Source organism: Pseudomonas sp. IPO3778 (assembly GCF_013386825.1).
Lineage (GTDB): Bacteria > Pseudomonadota > Gammaproteobacteria > Pseudomonadales > Pseudomonadaceae > Aquipseudomonas.
Genome location: NZ_JACARC010000014.1, coordinates 84168 through 101426, shown reverse-complemented (window position 1 = coordinate 101426; position 17259 = coordinate 84168). Strand labels below are relative to the sequence as shown.

The 17259-nt window shown below is 57.6% G+C and carries 15 protein-coding genes and 1 pseudogene; 1 reads left to right on the top strand and 15 read right to left on the bottom strand.

Annotated features, from left to right (window positions below; all coding sequences use genetic code 11):
* Nucleotides 1-99: 99 nt before the first annotated feature.
* The 3 genes from HX855_RS05360 to HX855_RS05350 all read right to left on the bottom strand — a co-directional run bounded on the left by HX855_RS05360 (nucleotide 100) and on the right by HX855_RS05350 (nucleotide 2699).
* Nucleotides 100-324, bottom strand: coding sequence for a hypothetical protein (locus HX855_RS05360; RefSeq protein ID WP_177087314.1), 225 nt, complete (start codon nucleotides 322-324; stop codon nucleotides 100-102).
* A gap of 396 nt (nucleotides 325-720) precedes the next feature.
* Nucleotides 721-1584 (bottom strand): competence protein CoiA, encoded by an 864-nt coding sequence (locus tag HX855_RS05355; protein WP_177087478.1) that lies wholly within the window; start codon nucleotides 1582-1584, stop codon nucleotides 721-723.
* 575 nt (nucleotides 1585-2159) lie between these two features.
* Nucleotides 2160-2699 (bottom strand): hypothetical protein, encoded by a 540-nt coding sequence (locus HX855_RS05350; RefSeq protein ID WP_309139808.1) that lies wholly within the window; start codon nucleotides 2697-2699, stop codon nucleotides 2160-2162.
* 413 nt (nucleotides 2700-3112) lie between these two features.
* Between HX855_RS05350 and HX855_RS05345 the strand changes: the two genes are divergently transcribed.
* Nucleotides 3113-3511, top strand: a complete 399-nt coding sequence (locus tag HX855_RS05345) for a hypothetical protein (RefSeq protein WP_177087318.1) — start codon at nucleotides 3113-3115, stop codon at nucleotides 3509-3511.
* 325 nt (nucleotides 3512-3836) lie between these two features.
* Here the strand turns inward: HX855_RS05345 and HX855_RS05340 are convergent, their stop codons facing one another.
* The 12 genes and pseudogenes from HX855_RS05340 to HX855_RS05285 form a co-directional block, all read right to left on the bottom strand.
* The gene (locus HX855_RS05340) at nucleotides 3837-5261 is read right to left on the bottom strand and encodes a gamma-aminobutyraldehyde dehydrogenase (RefSeq protein WP_177087320.1); all 1425 of its coding nucleotides are present in this window, start codon (nucleotides 5259-5261) and stop codon (nucleotides 3837-3839) included.
* A gap of 51 nt (nucleotides 5262-5312) precedes the next feature.
* Entirely contained in the window at nucleotides 5313-6845 is a 1533-nt protein-coding gene (locus HX855_RS05335) for an APC family permease (protein WP_177087322.1), read from the bottom strand.
* 93 nt (nucleotides 6846-6938) lie between these two features.
* Nucleotides 6939-7979, bottom strand: a complete 1041-nt coding sequence (locus HX855_RS05330; protein WP_177087324.1) for a DUF3445 domain-containing protein — start codon at nucleotides 7977-7979, stop codon at nucleotides 6939-6941.
* 18 nt (nucleotides 7980-7997) lie between these two features.
* The gene (locus HX855_RS05325; RefSeq protein ID WP_177087326.1) at nucleotides 7998-8966 is read right to left on the bottom strand and encodes a PDR/VanB family oxidoreductase; all 969 of its coding nucleotides are present in this window, start codon (nucleotides 8964-8966) and stop codon (nucleotides 7998-8000) included.
* Nucleotides 8963-9565: a dimethylamine monooxygenase subunit DmmA family protein gene (locus HX855_RS05320; RefSeq protein ID WP_177087328.1), complete on the bottom strand. Its 603-nt coding sequence runs from the start codon at nucleotides 9563-9565 to the stop codon at nucleotides 8963-8965. Before HX855_RS05320 ends, HX855_RS05325 begins: the two co-directional genes overlap by 4 nt.
* Before the next feature lie 236 nt (nucleotides 9566-9801).
* Nucleotides 9802-11238 (bottom strand): sigma-54-dependent Fis family transcriptional regulator, encoded by a 1437-nt coding sequence (locus tag HX855_RS05315; protein WP_177087331.1) that lies wholly within the window; start codon nucleotides 11236-11238, stop codon nucleotides 9802-9804.
* On the bottom strand, nucleotides 11235-12365 hold the full coding sequence (locus tag HX855_RS05310; protein WP_177087333.1) for a PAS domain-containing protein: 1131 nt from the start codon (nucleotides 12363-12365) through the stop codon (nucleotides 11235-11237). Before HX855_RS05310 ends, HX855_RS05315 begins: the two co-directional genes overlap by 4 nt.
* A gap of 707 nt (nucleotides 12366-13072) precedes the next feature.
* Entirely contained in the window at nucleotides 13073-14869 is a 1797-nt protein-coding gene (locus tag HX855_RS05305) for a DUF927 domain-containing protein (protein WP_177087335.1), read from the bottom strand.
* Nucleotides 14856-15206, bottom strand: a pseudogene (locus HX855_RS05300) (toprim domain-containing protein); the annotation flags it as partial. The gene HX855_RS05305 and the pseudogene HX855_RS05300, both read right to left, overlap by 14 nt.
* A 60-nt stretch (nucleotides 15207-15266) precedes the next feature.
* Nucleotides 15267-15488, bottom strand: a complete 222-nt coding sequence (locus tag HX855_RS05295; RefSeq protein WP_177087337.1) for a hypothetical protein — start codon at nucleotides 15486-15488, stop codon at nucleotides 15267-15269.
* On the bottom strand, nucleotides 15481-15768 hold the full coding sequence (locus tag HX855_RS05290) for a hypothetical protein (RefSeq protein ID WP_177087339.1): 288 nt from the start codon (nucleotides 15766-15768) through the stop codon (nucleotides 15481-15483). Before HX855_RS05290 ends, HX855_RS05295 begins: the two co-directional genes overlap by 8 nt.
* Before the next feature lie 100 nt (nucleotides 15769-15868).
* Nucleotides 15869-16378 (bottom strand): hypothetical protein, encoded by a 510-nt coding sequence (locus HX855_RS05285; protein ID WP_177087341.1) that lies wholly within the window; start codon nucleotides 16376-16378, stop codon nucleotides 15869-15871.
* Nucleotides 16379-17259: the final 881 nt, after the last annotated feature.

Here is a 17259-nt window from a genome sequence, read left to right as displayed (position 1 = left end):
GATCTGCCGCCAGCCTTTGCTGGCTTTAGCTCGCAGGCCGACCTGGATGAACTGCGGCCTATCTAGCCGTCCAGAGCCTGTCCAGAATCCTATCCAGCGTTAGGACTGCCCCAGGCTGCCGGCGACGGTGAGCTCAGCAATGCCCTGGCGAATGAACAACAGGTTCTCGTCGAGCGTTTCCAGCGCGCCGCGCACGTTATTGGCAATGTCTGCCGATCCGCGCTGTTCGACCCAGTTGCAAAGCTCCTCCACCGCGGCGCCCAGGGCGAGTTGGTTTTGATTGAGGCGGTCGAACAGGCTGGCTATCAGTTTGGTATCCGTCATGGTGGCTCTCCGTGTTTCGAGAGAGCGTAGCACCGGCGCCGTGAGCGTCCGGAATCACTTTTACGTGGTTTGAGTCTGCCGGCGGCAAAGTGCCTAGAGATGTGATACGGGATTTCGCCGCATCTAATGCGTGAGCCCCGCCCACATTGGCCGCTGCGCGATCTCAGGGGGCCGCGCTCGCCGAATCCGTCTCATGCCTGTCTCACATTCGCCAGCGGTTCGGTAAAGGCCAGGTAAAAGTAGGCGGGCCGAGAGCGCCGTATCCGTCTGGGGTCTGTCAGGGGTATCGGCGGCAACGGTGCGCTTGTTTGACGGGCTGGCCACGCGATAAGCCTCAGACGCCCACCCGGCGTGGGTTTTGGTCTGATGCTTGTCCCCCATTCCGTCAAAGTGTGGTCAAAGTGCGGGAAGATCGATCAGATCCCGGGCAGGCCTGACAGCATAGCTAAGATCGGGTACAGCGCCCGATAGCAGAGAATCCATCAGCGCTTTGATCGACACACGCTGAAGGCATAGATCCCCATCGTCTCCGTATTTAGCTAGCGCCCACATCTCTCCCTGGCCCAAATCAAAGACAACAGTGCGCCGGGACAAAAGCCACCCTTCCCGGGGATTCTTCCAAGACCACGCATGTTGGCCTCTGTACGAATTAGCCACGACACTTTCGAACGCCTTGCCGTGATGCAATTCATACATTGCACCGCGCGACGGGTCTGCGGCGATATCGCTCTTAAGAAAGTATCCAAAGGCGCTGCCGTCGTGACATGGTTGCCTTAAGTGCTTGGACCATTTTGTATAGGTCGGCATCCCCAGTTTGAAATCACGCATCCGCTCATGATGTGGATCAGGCAACGAATCACTGATCCGGATTTGGTTCTTGAACTTCTCCCCGTTTACGATCCAGATCATGCGCTCCCCGTAGAACGCCTCGCGGCTTTTCATCTCCTGAAAGCTCATCTGAGAGTTCTGGAGCTCAATCACTGTGCCGTCTGGGCGCTTCACATCAGCGATATGCTTCTCGCCCGCATGGTCATAGGCCACTACCTCCTGCCACTCGAACGGAAACAGAGCTTTCCAGGCGCGATGCCAGGGGCCTTCGTTTTCCATCCATGGGTCACAGTGCCTTCGGCCAGCGTGTGCCCAGTGCCAACGAATGATTGGCCCGCATTTCGCCTGAGCGGGTTTTCCGCACAACGGACACTCGCCTTTAAGGCCTGGCGCTGGCGCAGCCCGCTCTCCGCCCACAAGAGCTACTTCCATTGATGGCATAGCCTTCTCCCTTCCGGTGATGCGAATGAATGTAGCTGAATAGATGGGGCGTGGTCGTGTGCAGCGTGTTTCGCCAATGGGGGCGAACGCTTGCCGCGAGTGCCTCAAGACAATGTGCCGCTATTTCCCGAGGTTGCCAGTCAGAACGCCTTCTTTTGGTGGAAACCACAGTGGAAACCAGCGGCTGGCAACCGCTCGCATTGGTAACTTCCCGTGGTAATCAGCGTGGTGACCGCTGGCCGGGTTCGCACCAGGTTCGCGTAAGAGGGTGCGAACCAGAGGTGCGAACCTCAGTGCGAACCTGCTGCCAGTACGCACCCGAATGCGTACCAACCGTGCGTACTGAACCGCGTACTTCCTGCGCGCAATTTGCGCAGTTACTGCGCAGTCCAGAGGTCTTTGCTGAGGCTTGAGCATTTGCGGGCCTCCAGGGCATCACGCGGCCCAGTGCGTGAATATGCTGCGTGAAGGGGGCGTGAAACCTTGCCGGGGGAGGGCTTCGCGCATTGACCAGGTGCGCGACGGGCGTGCGCGAAACAATGCGCGAGAACCGCAGATGCCTGCGCCTATTGGATACCGCACTGACGCAATGCGACCTCCAGCGACTGGTCCAGTACATATTCCCCGGTCGTAGACGCCGCTTGATTCAGGCCAACAGTGCGATAGATAAGCGTCTTGCCGGATCGCATTTCTTTGAGAATTGACTGAGCCTTCTCGCCTGTTGACGCGGTAAACGGCGACATGGACCGTGCTGTAGCATCCATCGCCGTCTTGTAGGCGTTTTCCACTATTTGTTGCTGCTGGGGATCTTTCGGTGCGTAGGCTTGCATAGCTTTGAGCTGGCCCTCGGGCACATAGTCCAGCGGGGTTTCGCTGGTGCTGATCGTCCATGCCTTGTTCTGATCGACTCTGAGCTGGACGTCGCCGACCGGGATCAGGAAGCGGCCACCGCTTTTCACGCCCACTCGGAGGTCGCCATTTACCACTTCAATGTATGGGTAGTATTGATTGCTGACGGTGTATAGCCCGCCCCCCGTGTAATAGGTGCCTACCGTGACCGCGCAGCTGGATTTATCAGTGAATTTGTCAGTGTTGCGGACAGTCACCCATTCGACGGCGGGGCCTGTAGCACAGCCAGACGTCAGTAGGGCGAGCAATAAGACAGGGGCGAGCTTCACATTCCTTGTATTGGGTTTGCCTGGTTAGGTGGCCGGCAATATAGCAGGCGGTAATGCTATGCCGCGTGGATCGGCCAGCATCTGGTTCCCTCCATAGTGTGTTTCTCCGAAAAGGATTGGACGAACAGTTGGCCAGCCAAAAGTGGTCACTAATGGCGGTCACCGACCGGGTATCTATCTTGGACCAGCGTCAATCTGTGGGTATCTGGTTGGATACTGGCAGGTTTCGACCCTAAGCTGTCGTTCGCGAAAGGCAGCAATTGGTCAGAAATAGCCTCCAAATGCAGACTCGCCAAGCATGAGCTAAACCTCATCAGACCGTCTTGATGAAGGAATGCAAAATGTTAGGGACACCAGCGGTGTTCAGCGCCTGCCACGAAGGTAAGTGGCGTTCGATTTATCTCTACCTCCAGGCAAAGGGAGAGGATCTCTATCTGACTTTTGAACAAGGAACTGCCGGCAATTACTTTCTCAAGATTAAGCGAGAACACATTGCTAGGGTTTCAGCTTTCTTTGCTGCGCCTTCTAACCGGGCGACTGTTACATGGAAACCGTCAATATTTTCGTGGTACCGCCTTAGCTTCTCTGAGAGTAATCAGCCGGGAGCGCTCGCCGTTCGGATACTCGCCTTTACCCCTCTCTCGATCAGTGGAACGACTGTTCCATTCGCCATAGAGAAATTGGTGCAACTCGGCCACGTAATGCAAGCGCTCGTCGATTGCCCTCATGAACCTGTTTGAGAGGTCGGTTTTGGCCGATTTTTGCCGTTAGGTCTGCGCCAGCGACCTGCCAAAACCCGTCACAGGGCGCGCACCAGAACCGTATAAAACCTAGTATCGGATCGAGTGCGGCGCCTAGCGCGATGTTGAGAAATGTTGAGAACTTCGACCCCGGCCACAGGACCGAATGCTTGCCGAGAAAGTCCGTACGCTCGGCGCTCCACCTTTAGACGCATACCTAGTTCGGTGACACAGAGTAATGAACGAACAACCGCCTCTGGTCGAGCTGACGCCTGCTTCAGGAACAAGAAGCCAGGCGCCAGGATAAAAAACACCAACGTAGTGGTCAGTGTTTGAACATCACATGGCGAACGGTGGTGTAGTCCTCCAGGCCATACATGGACATGTCCTTGCCATAGCCAGACAGTTTCTGACCGCCGTGAGGCATTTCGCTGACCAGCATGAAGTGGGTATTCACCCAGGTGCAGCCGTATTGCAGGCGCGCAGCCAGGCGATGGGCGCGGCCGACATCGGCGGTCCACACCGACGACGCCAGGCCGTAGTCCGAATCATTGGCCCAGCCCAATACCTGGGCCTCGTCATTAAACTTCGTCACCGAAACCACTGGCCCGAACACCTCGCGGCGCACGATTTCATCGTCCTGCTGCGCATCGGCCAATACCGTCGGCTCAAAGAAGAACCCGTTGCCTTCCACCGCCTTGCCGCCGGTGATCAGGCGGATGTGGGATTGCGCCACCGCACGCTCCACAAAGCCGGCGACACGATCGCGATGCTGCGCGGTGATCAGCGGGCCCAACTCGGTGGCCGGGTCATCCTGTAAACCGTACTTGATGCTGGCGACGGCCGCGCCGAGCTTCTCGACAAACGCATCGTAGATATCGGCCTGTGCATAAATCCGGCAGGCCGCGGTGCAATCCTGGCCGGCGTTGTAGAAACCAAAGGTACGAATGCCCTCAACCGCCGCGTCGATATCGGCGTCGTTGAAGATGATCACCGGTGCCTTGCCGCCCAGTTCCATGTGCATGCGTTTGACGCTGTCGGCGGTGCTGGAAATGATATTGGCACCGGTGGCAATCGAACCCGTCAGCGACACCATGCGCACTTTCGGATGATTCACCAGCGGGCTGCCTACGGTCGGCCCACGGCCAAACACCAGGTTGAGTACACCGGCCGGGAAAATTTCAGCGGCCAACTCCACCAGACGCAACGCGGTCAGCGGGGTTTGTTCCGACGGCTTGAGCACCACGGTATTCCCGGCGGCCAGGGCCGGGGCGATTTTCCAGGCGACCATCATCAGCGGGTAGTTCCACGGCGCGATGGAGGCAATCACGCCCACCGGGTCGCGACGGATCATCGAGGTGTGTCCCGGCAGGTATTCACCGCCGGCCGAACCGCTCATGCAGCGGCTGGCGCCGGCGAAGAAGCGGAACACGTCGGCCACCGCCGGGATCTCATCGTTCAGCGCGGCGCTGTAGGGCTTGCCGCAGTTGTCCGACTCCAGCTTGGCCAGTTCTTCGCCATGGGCTTCGATGGCGTCGGCGAGTTTGAGCAGCAGCAGCGAGCGGTCTTTGGGCGGGGTCTGGGACCAGCCTTCAAAGGCGCTGTCGGCGGCGCGCACGGCGGCGTCGACCTGGGCTTCGCTGGCTTCCTTGATCTCTACCAGTACCCGGCCCAGTGCCGGATTGAACACCGGCTGCGCCGGGCCTTCACCTTCGACCAGATGGCCGTTGATCAATAATTTAGTTTGCATCACTGCTCCTCAGTTTAATGGGCCAGGGGGATGAGATCCCTTGGCACTCGATCAGCGTTGTTGCACGGACACCGTTGATTGATCAGCCGCGCTGGCAAGCGGTTTTGAAAATTTCCAGGCATCACCCGCCGGTGCCGTTCCTTTGTCGTAGGGTTTGCCCAGAAGCATGTAAATGAAGCCGGCGCCCATCACAATAAGTGTGGTCAGGATCATCGCGTAGTTGACGTACCACGGCGCATCCGGTGAGCGCGGCCAGACCATGTTGACGATGGCGCACAGGCCGTAGACCAGCGCTGCCAGGTTGACCCATAGGCCCCAGGCCCCGAGCGTGAACTGACCGTTTGGACGCCAACCTTTGGCGCGGGCAATCAAGGCCGCAATGACGATCAACTGAAACGCGACATAGATACCAATCGCGGCAAAGCCAACGATGGTCGCGACAGCATCCGCCATGAACATTCCCAGGCAGACAATCGCCGCCGGCACCAGACCACTGATCAGCAGTGCAAACGATGGCACGTGATTGGACGACAGACGCTTGAGCAGTGAACTGCCAACGATCATTTCGTCTCTGGCGTAGGCAAACAATAAACGGCTGGCTGCGGCTTGCAGGCTCAGGACGCAGGAGATGAAAGACACCATTACGACTGCCATCACCAAGCGAGAACCGAGCGGGCCGAAGGCGTTGGCAAGGATAGTGGCGACCGGGTCAGTGTCTTCACCAGCCAGGACCTTTGACATGTCCGGTACTGACAGGATCAATGCCAGGCAGGCAAACATCGCTGCTGCGCCGCCAATGTAAATGGTCATGCGCATGGCTTTGGGAATGCGTTTGCCAGGGTTTGGCGTTTCTTCGGCAACATCGCCGCAGGCCTCGAAGCCGTAATACTGGAACAGCCCTGCCAGGGAGGCGGCGAGGAATGCGGGCAAGTACGAGCCATTAACTTGGATGTTGAAGGTGTCGAACAGCACGCTGAATGGTTGATGGCGCTCGAAAATCAACAGGTAACCGCCAACTAGAATTGCGCCAACCAGCTCACAGACAAAGCCAAACATTGCTACACGTGCCAGCAGTTTCGTACCCACCAGATTCAGACCGGTGGAGAGCAGGATGATCGCCAGCGCAATGTAGGTATTGGCTTGCGGGCCGGGATGGAAGCCCATCAGGATTGCGAGATATGGCCCAGCACCTACCGAGACTCCGGCGATGGTCGCGCACAAGGCCCATGCGTACACCCAACCAACCATCCACGCCCAGCGCTTGCCTACCAGACGACGTGCCCAAGGATAGACGCCTCCGGAAATTGGGAACTGTGAAACGATTTCACCGAAGATCAGGCACACCAACAACTGCCCGGCACCGATCAACAGATAAGACCAAAACATTGGAGGGCCGCCTGCGGCCAGGCATAAACCGAACAAGGTATAGACGCCGACCACCGGCGACAGGTAGGTGAAGCCTAGGGAGAAGTTTTCCCATAGGCTCATGCTGCGATTGAAGTCCGAACTGTAGCCGAGGGCGCGGAGTTGTTCCGCATCCTGATCGGCGTTGGCACTTGCACGCGAGGTCGATAAGCCACTCATTTTATTTCCTCATTATCAATGGCAGTTGATTGCAGTGTTGGCGGTTGGAGCCGCCGATACTCGTGATCAGTCTTTTATTGTTCTATGCCGGGTTCAAGCCTGCTTTGCAGGCTCGTTGTTGCGGCCATCGTCGTACTGCGAAAGCCATTCAACGGCGGCATCGCGATAACGGCTGAAGCCCTTGTAGTCGACTAATTGCTGATTCAGATCACGCAAAACTCGATGCATCCGTCGTGCCCAAGCCGGGTTCGTAGCAATGTCTTCGAGACTGAGCAGATAGGTACGAATCGGAAAGACAATGGCGTTACTGCGCGGCAGGCGATGCAAAGGTTGCAGTTCGATACGCAGGTAAACCAGTTTGCCGGCGTTTTGCGGGGTCACGATAGTGCGATCCGGCGCCCATTCCGGCAGGCTTTCGGCAGACACTTCGAGGCGGGGGTTGACGGTCAGTGACCAGTTCAGGCGCCGCACCGGGTGCCCGGTACGCAGACGCAGCAGAAATTTCAGCGCGCGATCGAGCATGCCGATCTCTTTAACCAGGGGCACTGGGCCATGGAACTCATCCCAACTCATGCCCAGGTTGAAGCGCAGGGAGTAGTCGGCGCGTTGGGTAGCGATTCCTGCTCCCCAATACAGCATGCTGTCGCGCTCTTCTTGCAGCACCCAGTCGCCTTGGGCCTGGCGGGTCACATACTCCATGGGCTCAAAGGGCAGCGTCGTCGGATCGCCGAACGTGAAGTGATCGTCTATGCCCAGCAAACAGTTGGTCCAATGCCACTGCCGACCTTCGCGCTCAAGGTTGAAATATTGCGGGTAGTCGCGGGCGTAGGATTCCATGATCAGTTCGAGCAGGTCCCATTGCGCCTCCATCATGTGCGGTGCCGAGACATAGTGCATGCCCGGATCTTTCTCCAGGGTGATAGCACGGTCTCTGCATTCGCTGATGTAGTGCTCATCGATATCGAAGGCCGCTCGAAACGCATCATCGCCTACCGACACATGAGGCTCGAGGTTCATCGAGTACATGTAGTTGTCGTCCGGGAAAGGGAAGGGCGCGCGTGCGATAGTTTCCGGGCTATTGGCAAAGGTGTAGTCGTCACGATAGGTTTCGTCGGGATTGAATTTGATATTCATTTGTTTTGTCTCCGTCGATTAAAGGTCGATGACCAGGCGATTACACTTCGCGCGAGATACGCACGGCATGATTTTCTTTCCGCTGGTTTTGTCTTCGTCGGACAGCCAGTCGTCGCTGTGCAGCAGCTCGCCGTCGAGTTCGAGAACGTTGGTTTCGCAATGGCCACAGGCGCCGCCACGACACAGGTAAGGCAGGGTGTGGCCAGCGGCTTCTACTGCTTCAAGCATGGTTTGGTCAGGCGAAACCTCAATGGTTGTGCCGCTGCGCCCGAGGGTGAAACTGAATGCTTCACCGCCGTTGCTTTGTTCGAGGAAGCGCTCGAAGTGCACATGGCTGTCGGTCCAGCCAAGGTCTCGCGCGCACCGCAAGCTGGCGTCGATCATGCTGTCCGGGCCGCACACATAGACGTGGCTACCCAGAGGACGGTCGGCGAGTACTTGGCCTATGTCCATGCGGGGTTCTATGCCTTTGCGGTAAAGATGAACCTGCTCGCCGTAGGTGGCCTGCAATTCCTTGCCGAGTTGCGCGTGCTCCTCGCCGCGAACCGCATAATGCAGCTCAAAGGGCACCTTGCTCAGTTGCAGTTCTTCGAGTTGGGAGATCACTGGAGTGATTCCGACCCCTCCTGCGATAAACAAGTGAAGACGTGCTTGTTTGATCAGCGCAAACAGATTGACCGGTGGCGTCACCTGAATCAGATCGCCTTCAGTCACGGTGTCATGCAATGAAGTCGAGCCGCCACGCCCACTGTCCACCCTGCGTACCGCAATCTGATAGCTGCTGGTGTCGTAAGGTGAACTCAGTAATGAGTATGGATTTCGCAGTGTGTTGTGGGCGCTAGCGATCAATACCACGACATGGCTGCCGCCGGAAAATGCTGGTAGATGCGCCCCCGTTGGTGACACCAGGGTAAATCGCTTGATTTCTGGAGTGACTACTTCAATCCGGGCTACGCGCAGATTCAACGTCCCATTGTCATGGCTCATGTATCGAGTTCCTCGGCTTGCGGCAGTTCACCCGGGACTTCAGCGTCGGCCTTAACCGCCTGAAAGGCCGCCAGTCGCCGAGAGTAGTGATCGCGCACCACCAGCGTCAGGCTGCAACCTGGGCAGTCGTAAACGCGTTGGGTGACGTTTTCGGTATAGGTGTCGCAATGCACGCACCAGACTCGGCGGACCAACGTGCCAGAGTGCTCGCGAAGCACTTCGTCGCGGTTGAGGTCAAAGTGCGTGATTACTTGCATGGCGCTGCCAAGAAAACTTTCCGAGCCCGCGAGGTACACGCGGGTGCCCATGCGGGATTCATCGAGCAGGCTCTTGAGTTGCGCAATCAGCGCCAGGTTGGTTGCATGCGCAGATAGCGGATGGTTTGAGTGTTGCTGTAATTGCGCGAGGAAGTCCTGGCCGGAAAAAGATTCCTGGGAGTACAACAAGGTGATCGGTCGGTCCAGTCCGGCCATATCACCCAACAATCGCAACATGGCGCGACCGCCGCTGCCTTGCCCTGCAATGATGTGCCGGGTACCCCCTGGCAGCGGTTGTAGCCGATCGTAAACCGGTCGGCTTTTGATCCCGGTGATCAACATTTTTATTTTTTCTCCTGACTGTCTGCTCAGCCAATGAAGGCCGGCTTTGATGCAAGGCCCAGCGACGGTGGGTTGCAGGTAGCAGGAGCACAGGTCGTGCCAGGTATTTAACCTGTTGAATTTTATTAGTTTTATAAAAATATTCTGAAGGCGGTGTTTGCAAAAATGGTCATGGTGTAATCATTTTTGCAGCGCTTTATGCAAAAAGAAGAAAGCACGTCCTTGTGGCGGGAGCGTCAGTCGCGTTGGAGCTTGCGGATCAGCGTGCCGATATCAATTCCCAGATGCTGCGCCGCTTTGCGCTTGCTGCCGCATAGGTGTACTGCTTTGAGAATGACCTGGCGTTCGAAATGCTGGACTTGAAGTTTGAGGTTCCTCTCTGTGCTGTCCTCTGGTGCTTCACCCGCAGTTGAGGGGTTCAAATCTTCCCGCGAGCGCACCGGCTCAAGCAATTCGCAAGGCAAATGATGCTCTTGCGCTTCATCGTCGGCGAGGACCGCCAGCCGTTCGAAGATGTTCACCAGTTCGCGGATATTGCCCGGAAAGTCATAACTCATCAGTCGTTGCCGGCAACCGGCAGACAGGCTCAGTGAAGGCTCTCGATCCCCATTGATGCGGCTCAACAAAATGTCGATTAGAAATGGCAAGTCATCCCGGTGCTGGCGCAAGGGTGGGATTTCTACCGGCAAGACGGCCAGTCGGTAGTACAGATCGGCGCGAAACTCACCCATGCTCACCAGGTGGCGCAGGTCCTTGTTAGTGGCTGCAATGACTTGTACCTGCACCGTTTTACTCAGGGGCGAGCCGACCGACTGAATCGTACTGTCTTCAAGAAACTTCAGCAGCTTGGCTTGGACATGCAGAGGAATTTCGCCGATTTCATCAAGGAACAAGGTCCCGCCTGAAGCGGCCTCGATATAGCCTTGTTTGCCGCCCTGCAGTGCGCCGGTGAAGGCGCCACGCTCATAGCCGAACATCTCTGACTCGAATAAGCTTTCCGGAATGCTACCGCAGTTAACGTGAATAAACGGACGATCTCCCCAGCCGGCGGCACGGTGAATATGGCGCGCGATAGCGGTCTTGCCGACACCGGGCTCACCGAGCAGTAACAGGCGTGCCCGACGTCGGAAGGCGCGTACGCCGGTGTCTGCGATGCTCGATAGCTGAGGTGACAAATGCAGGGCACTGTCCTGGGGGTCACGCAGACCTTGCGGTGCCACGGGCCGATTCCCTTGGGGCTCTCGACGTTGCGACTGGCTGGCGGTGAAGTCTTTCTGAGTCAGTATTCTGAACGGCTTTTCGTAGGCACCAGTGGGTACGGCGTGGGTAATGCTGAGTAGAACCCGACCTTCCCGGGAACGGGTCAAGGCGCTATTGCCACCTCGACTCAGTGCCGCGATCAAATCGTCGTAATTCAATGCCGAGCGCTGGTAAAACTCAGTGTCGGACAGCCCAACGGCTTGCTGTTTGGACAGTTGATTAATGCGCTCGGCCGCCAGATTCAGAAAACGCACCCGACCCTCATCGTCCGTTACGATCAGCGCTTCGCTGAAGCTGTCGAGCAGGGCGTGCAAAGCTGGTGTTTCCAGCAATGCGCGAAGAACCTCGCTACTGACGTTTATTGAAGAGCGCATGCCCATCTGCAGCGTGGGTGGCAGGTTCTTGTCTTTCATGGGTGCAACTCTTGCGCACGGCGCGCACCCTGGCTTTCGCGAAACACTGCAACCCGCCAGGCCACGCTTTCACGAATCAGGATGCGCGAACAATGCACATTGAAGTTCAAGTCGCGCCCACTTAAAACAGGCAGTTGGAGGGTATGCCAGGTGCGCTCGGGCAGGGGATTATCCAGCAACAGGCGGACAATGCTGGCGCCCTGAGTAATGCCAAAAGTCTCTTCGAAGGCTGCATTGCGCCATTGTGGTTGCAGGTGTTCATCGATCACCAGCACCGCATCCGGCACCGCATCGAAGACCCTGCGCAAGGCATCGATACGTTGTTCTGCGTCGTGCTGCACGCGTAATTCCTGGCTGACGTCGCGAATGCTGCCCCACATCCGCAGCAGATATCCGTTGACGATGGTCGCCCGGACATCGTTCTCGACGTAGGCCGGTGAGCCATCGTGACGACGGTCCACCGAGAGCGCGCAGTCGACGCTGAAACCGGCTTCGATCAAGCGCCGCACGAATTCCTCGTTGGCGGGGCTGCGCGGCCAATAAAGACGAACCGGTTGCTGGTTGAAGTCGACATCCGCCGGCATCTCATAGACACCGGCCATGGCCCGATTGCACATCCTCCAGTGGGAGTCGTTTTCGAATACCTGGCGGACAATTTCATCCTGCGATGTGTTGATATTCACCGCCTCGGTGAACTCGATACACCAGTAGGCAGCCTTCGCGCTTTGCAGCATCTGACTCATCACTTCATTGGCGTTGTGCATTTCCCGTAACCGATGGCCAAGCGGCCCGAGCGGAATTTTCAGCAGATGCAGGCGCGGGGGGTGAACCGAGCGCCACTCAAGCAGCCCGCAGGCGACCACTTGCAGCAGACCGCCGTTGTGGCGAATCAGGGTCAGTTCCAAACTATGAACTATCTGGTCGGCGGGTGGATCAGCGAATAGCAACTGCAAGGCACGTATTGATTCGACACTGTAGATACGTTCGATCGGCTGATTCAGTAGCTCCTCTGGCGCATAACCCAATTGATCGCTCAGGCTTGCGGACAGGCTGACGAGTTGCCCTCCGGCACTCACCGTGCCTGAAAGAGGCTGGACTTTATTAACCAGTAAATTCAGGGTATCCATCGGTTGATCGGCTCGACTTGGCTTATTGGTTTCTGGTCGAAAAGACGCAGGCTGTTAGGCCAGTGGCATATCGCATGCCAACAAAGATGCCAGTAAACATTGCAGCTTAAGCACTCACGAATGAACGATCGCTGTAAAAATGCAGCGAAATGCGCATTTTTGCAGCAGCTTGAGCCGCTTTTTGGGTTTCTGCAGCCAGTTCAACGATCCCCTTTGCGCCTGAAGCGGTGCCTTCGGTTGAGAGTCAAGTATGGAGCATAGCTGCCGGCACTGACGCGAAACCGAGCTACTGGGGATGGCGGGCGGTATGTGATCGAGCAGGCCGGAAAGGAGGCTCATATTTTCACCTCGACTTGATCACTGCTGATCAAATGTTTCTCTGATTTCAAAAACACCGGTAACAGCGGCAACAGTGGCAACAGCCCCGTAAACCGTGGCTTCCAGGCGTTGCCGATGCTGCCAAACTGTTGCCACCGGTTTTTTACCGGCAACAGTGATAACGAAATGAAAGGGGAGAGCGGGTCTCTTATGTTGAAAATGAGGTGTGCGTTGCCAGTTGTTGCCACTTTTTTATAGGGTGGCAACGGCTGTAAGCCACGCCCGGCATGGCCGTTGCCGGTGTTGCCACTGTTGCCACTGTTGCCACTGTTGCCAGTGATTTTAGGTTCCTGTGGACTTGGGCAATCTGGATTGCTGGTCTTTGACGTTCATGCGCCACCGCCCTCACGATCCATGATGTCTGGGTCGATTACGTAGAGACGCGCCTGACCACCACCAGGGAGTCGGTAATTTTTGGTTTTGCGCTCATTGTCACGGCGTGCGAGGACGTTAGCTCCCTCCAAGGCTTTGATGATGCGAGATAGGCCATAGCCGTGCGCCGCCTCGATGAGCGCCGGTTTATTGAATAGGTACAGACGGTTGGTGCCCACCAGCTCCCAGTAACCGGCCCGGTTGAACACCTTGGTGTCAGGCGTTTGATCGTCGACGTCTGAAAAGCGGCTGCTACCGTGGCGGTCGATAAAGTCCAGGATGCCGGCCAGGATCTGCCGGTCTTCCGCATTGCCGCTGCCCACCCTGCTGAGCCATTCGCCGTACAGTAAGCGGCAGTCAGCTAGGGAGGCCCCCTGCACCCATGGCAGCAGGCCGTAGGCGATGGCCATCTCGCCGGCAAGCGCGATCACGGCGAACCGATCAGCCACCCGGCCGGCCTGGGCGTTGTCTTCCACAAAGCTGGCGCGTACCCCGGCGAAGTCTTCCAGTAGGTCGATCCGGTCGTCGCTCTCGAGCAGCTTCTCGACAAAGGCTGGTCCAAGGTGGCCGTGGTGGGCGCCGACCGCCACGGTTAGCTGCCGATGGAAGTCCGCTCCCTCAAGCCCGTGCAACTCGTCGAAGGCCCGGTGTGTGCGTGTGCCGGCGTTCACGTCGACCATGCGCAACTCGGCGCCAGCGTGGGCGGCATTGCCGGATATGGCCGCATGTTCGGAGAGGGAGCGCTCGCCGCTGGACAGGGTCAGCAGGCGCCAACTCAACTTTGCACGACCTTCACGTTCACGGGTCATGGTGCCTTTGCCCTGGCCGTTGGCGAGGGAGTAGGCCATTTCTTGTACCCGCTTGGGATCGGCGCGCTTGATCTCATCCAAGGGCAGGATGGTGTCGTTGCGGCCTGATGCTTCGATCTCCAAGCCTCCTTTGGTCATGTCCCAACTGGCGGCGAACACTCCCGGGTCGCCCCATACCGACGATCCGATCAGTTGCGCTAGTGACTTGCCGCTTGAGCTGTCGCCCACCAGGTGAACACCACCTCCCAGCACACCTACCAAGCTCAGCAATGGACCAGCCAGCGCGCACCCGATCGCCAGAGTTAGTACCGGGTTGCCCGCGCACTTGGTGGCTACCTCCGATTGCCACAACGCCAGCTCACCGCGCCGGCTGAAAAGAACTTGAGCCTTATTGCTGGCCTGGTACCGCACATTGGCGGTGCCGATAGTCCGTCCAGGTAGCACGAATGCCCCCGACTCATGCCAGCCCGGCCGGCTGGTGGTGGCAAACAGTTCTGCAGGGTGCTGGTCGAGCAGGTATTCCATGAAGGTGCCGCGTTTCTTGAGGGCGATAATGACGCCCATCCCAAACAGCGCGCGCCGGGCTTCCTCACCGCTGCCTCCGAACACCTCCATAGCGATGATCCATTCCTTGATGCCTCCCTCTGTGACTAGGCGCAGCAATCTGCCCTCGCTGCCGTCGTCGCTGTTTGTGGTGCGGGCCACGACCGTGACGGGGCTGGAAATCCACTCATCAGTGATTGAGCGGTCGCGGATATCATTTTCGGCATCATCCTCATCTTGACCCGCCATCCGTTTGAAGCCGTGCCGATACACGCCGGGCCGGAGCTTGCGGCCTTTCTCATTGATCACCCAGTGCTCATACACCGCCCAGCAGGGACGATCTGGCGCAATGGTCGCGGCGTCTGGTCGAAGGTTGATCACGTTGGTGTCAGGCTTGGACATGGGTGAGTTTCCAGTTTGCGAGGTCGTTGAAGTCGGTGAGGTCATCGGGAGTACCTTCTGGCCACTCAGGGAAAGCCACTTGGCCACCCACGGCGGCGGCCGCGGCGTTTGCTGCTGCGCGCCCCGGATTGCCATCGGTGAGCCGGTCGTCGTCACCGGCGATGACGATTGGCTGATCTGGGTATCGAGCTCGCAGGCCCATCGCCGCGGCGATCAGGTTGCCCGCGTTCATGGCTGCTGCGACGACGTAGCCGTGTTGGTGGAGGCTGGCGGCCGTTGCCCACCCTTCACAGATGCAAAGCACAGAGTCGGACTCGATAACGCCCAATGGTGAATAGCCAATCGAGAAGGCCATATACGGCCTGGAGCGCGTCACGGAATAGGATCGTTGTGTCTGTCATACGGCCCCCTTCGGCGGAGTAAACCGCTTGGACAACCTATCCAGTTGCTGAGCCAAGCGAACCAGTTCGTTGCAGTCGTGACCTTGTTCGTCTCCTGAGATGCACAGGTCCAGGAAGCCGATCAGGATCTCTATCAGCAGCACATAGCTGTCGATGTGCGCGCGTGTGGTGGGCGGCATGCAGCCGCCTTTGCGCTTGATCGAAATAACGTCACCCATGGTTAACCTCCCGGTCATGAGCGCCAGCAAAGGCCCGGCAGACATTTCCGTTGTTCACCGCACGTCCACGGGTGAAATCGTCGATTGAGTCGAACAGAACGGACGTGACGACCGCATCAGGACTACGCATAACTACGCGTCCGCACTCAGCGTCAGCCTCACTCAAGAACGGTCCAAGCAACGCCTTGGGCACCTTCGGATGTGTGACGTAAAACAGTTCGGTGGCTTTCTTCAGGCAAGCCGATCCCGTCGACGCCGATGCGTCGTTTTGAATTTTCATGCTTAACCTCTTAGGTCAGGGCGTCGGCGCTGCGCATCAGTACGCGGCGGCTGAATACAAAAAGTGGGTCTGATAAATAGGGGTGAGTGTGGTGGCCAAGTCATAGGGCGGCCCCGCGGTACGGCTGAAAGTTGCCCAAGTAGTCTGATCCGAACAGGGCTTGATTGACGGCTTTCCAGCTCTCAAGCATGTGGTCGCGCTCCTCATCCGTGCCTATGTCTGCTGCCACCCACTCTGGTAGTTGGTTAAAGCGCCGCAACTCATGCAGGTGCGACCACCAGCGGGTTGCGTGTTTGCGCTCGGCAGATATCGCCTCGGCCACATCATGGCTTCGCTGGTCCAGCAGGTAGTGCGTCAATGGCGCTGCCTTTTGTGCCTGAGCGTTCGCGTCATCCAGTTCGTTTTCCATGCACTCACACCACTGGAAAAGTTTGGAGGTCCAATCGTTTATCTCGAAGGTGCCGAGCTCCGCGAGCGAGTACGCCGCACTGTCTTCGGGGAAGCGGTCGAGCAGGAGCGTGAAGATTGCTCGCACGTTGTCGAATGCGTTCTGTACGTCGTACAGATCACCAACACCGGTCTCGGCGATTTCCTTGTAGGAGCGGATCATTGATGACCTCCGGCAGACTCCAAGGTCCGAGCAATGGTCATATGGGCGTTGTAACGGGCGAGCCGAACAGAAAGTGATGAGTTTGCGCGGAGAGCGCTCAGGGCCATACGGCGGTGAGCGAATGCGCGAATCGCAGACGGATTTAAGGTAGGCATTGGTGTAGCTCCCGTATGTGAGGAACTGCCACCTGTCGCGGCCAAGCGATGAAGGGTGGCAGATTGTGCAGGGTTGGCCGACCGGGCATACAGGACCCCGGCACACCCGAAGGTGTCCCCACACAACCCGCCATAACTCTGGATTGCAGGCATAAAAAAAGCGCCTGCAATTCGAAGATGGGCGCCGTTGCGCCTGTATGAGCTCGACCGGCCAAGGTCGGTCGCTGAATTTGCAGCGACATGCAAACCATACCGACGACCATCACTGCTGGCAAGAAAAGTTATCGACCGTTTATCGCTGCCCGAGCATCGTTGTCATGCAGCATCACCGTGAACGTGCTTGGCCGTCAGGCTTTGGACATTGCGCATGAGAGATGCTTTGCGGGCTGAGATGTCTTTCCCCTGGCCGGTCGACAGCACGTTACTGATTCCCGATCGGGGAGACCGGCACAGTTCCTTTGACGTGAACTCGTCGCGGTAGCTGCCGGCAAATGACCTACCGGGACCATTTTGATCTGTTACGCCAGTTGTTACACGGTCCCAGTGCTTGAATATGTTGCGTGAAGGGGCGTGAATCTTAGAGGGCTTCGCGCCTTGACAAGGTAGGTGATCCGCCGATAACGACAGTGTGCATCGGCTATGCAAAGACCACATAGCTACGTCCTAAGTTTGCATTGGTCCACGGGATTTCCACTCCGGCATGATGCGGGCAAGAGTCGGCAAGCT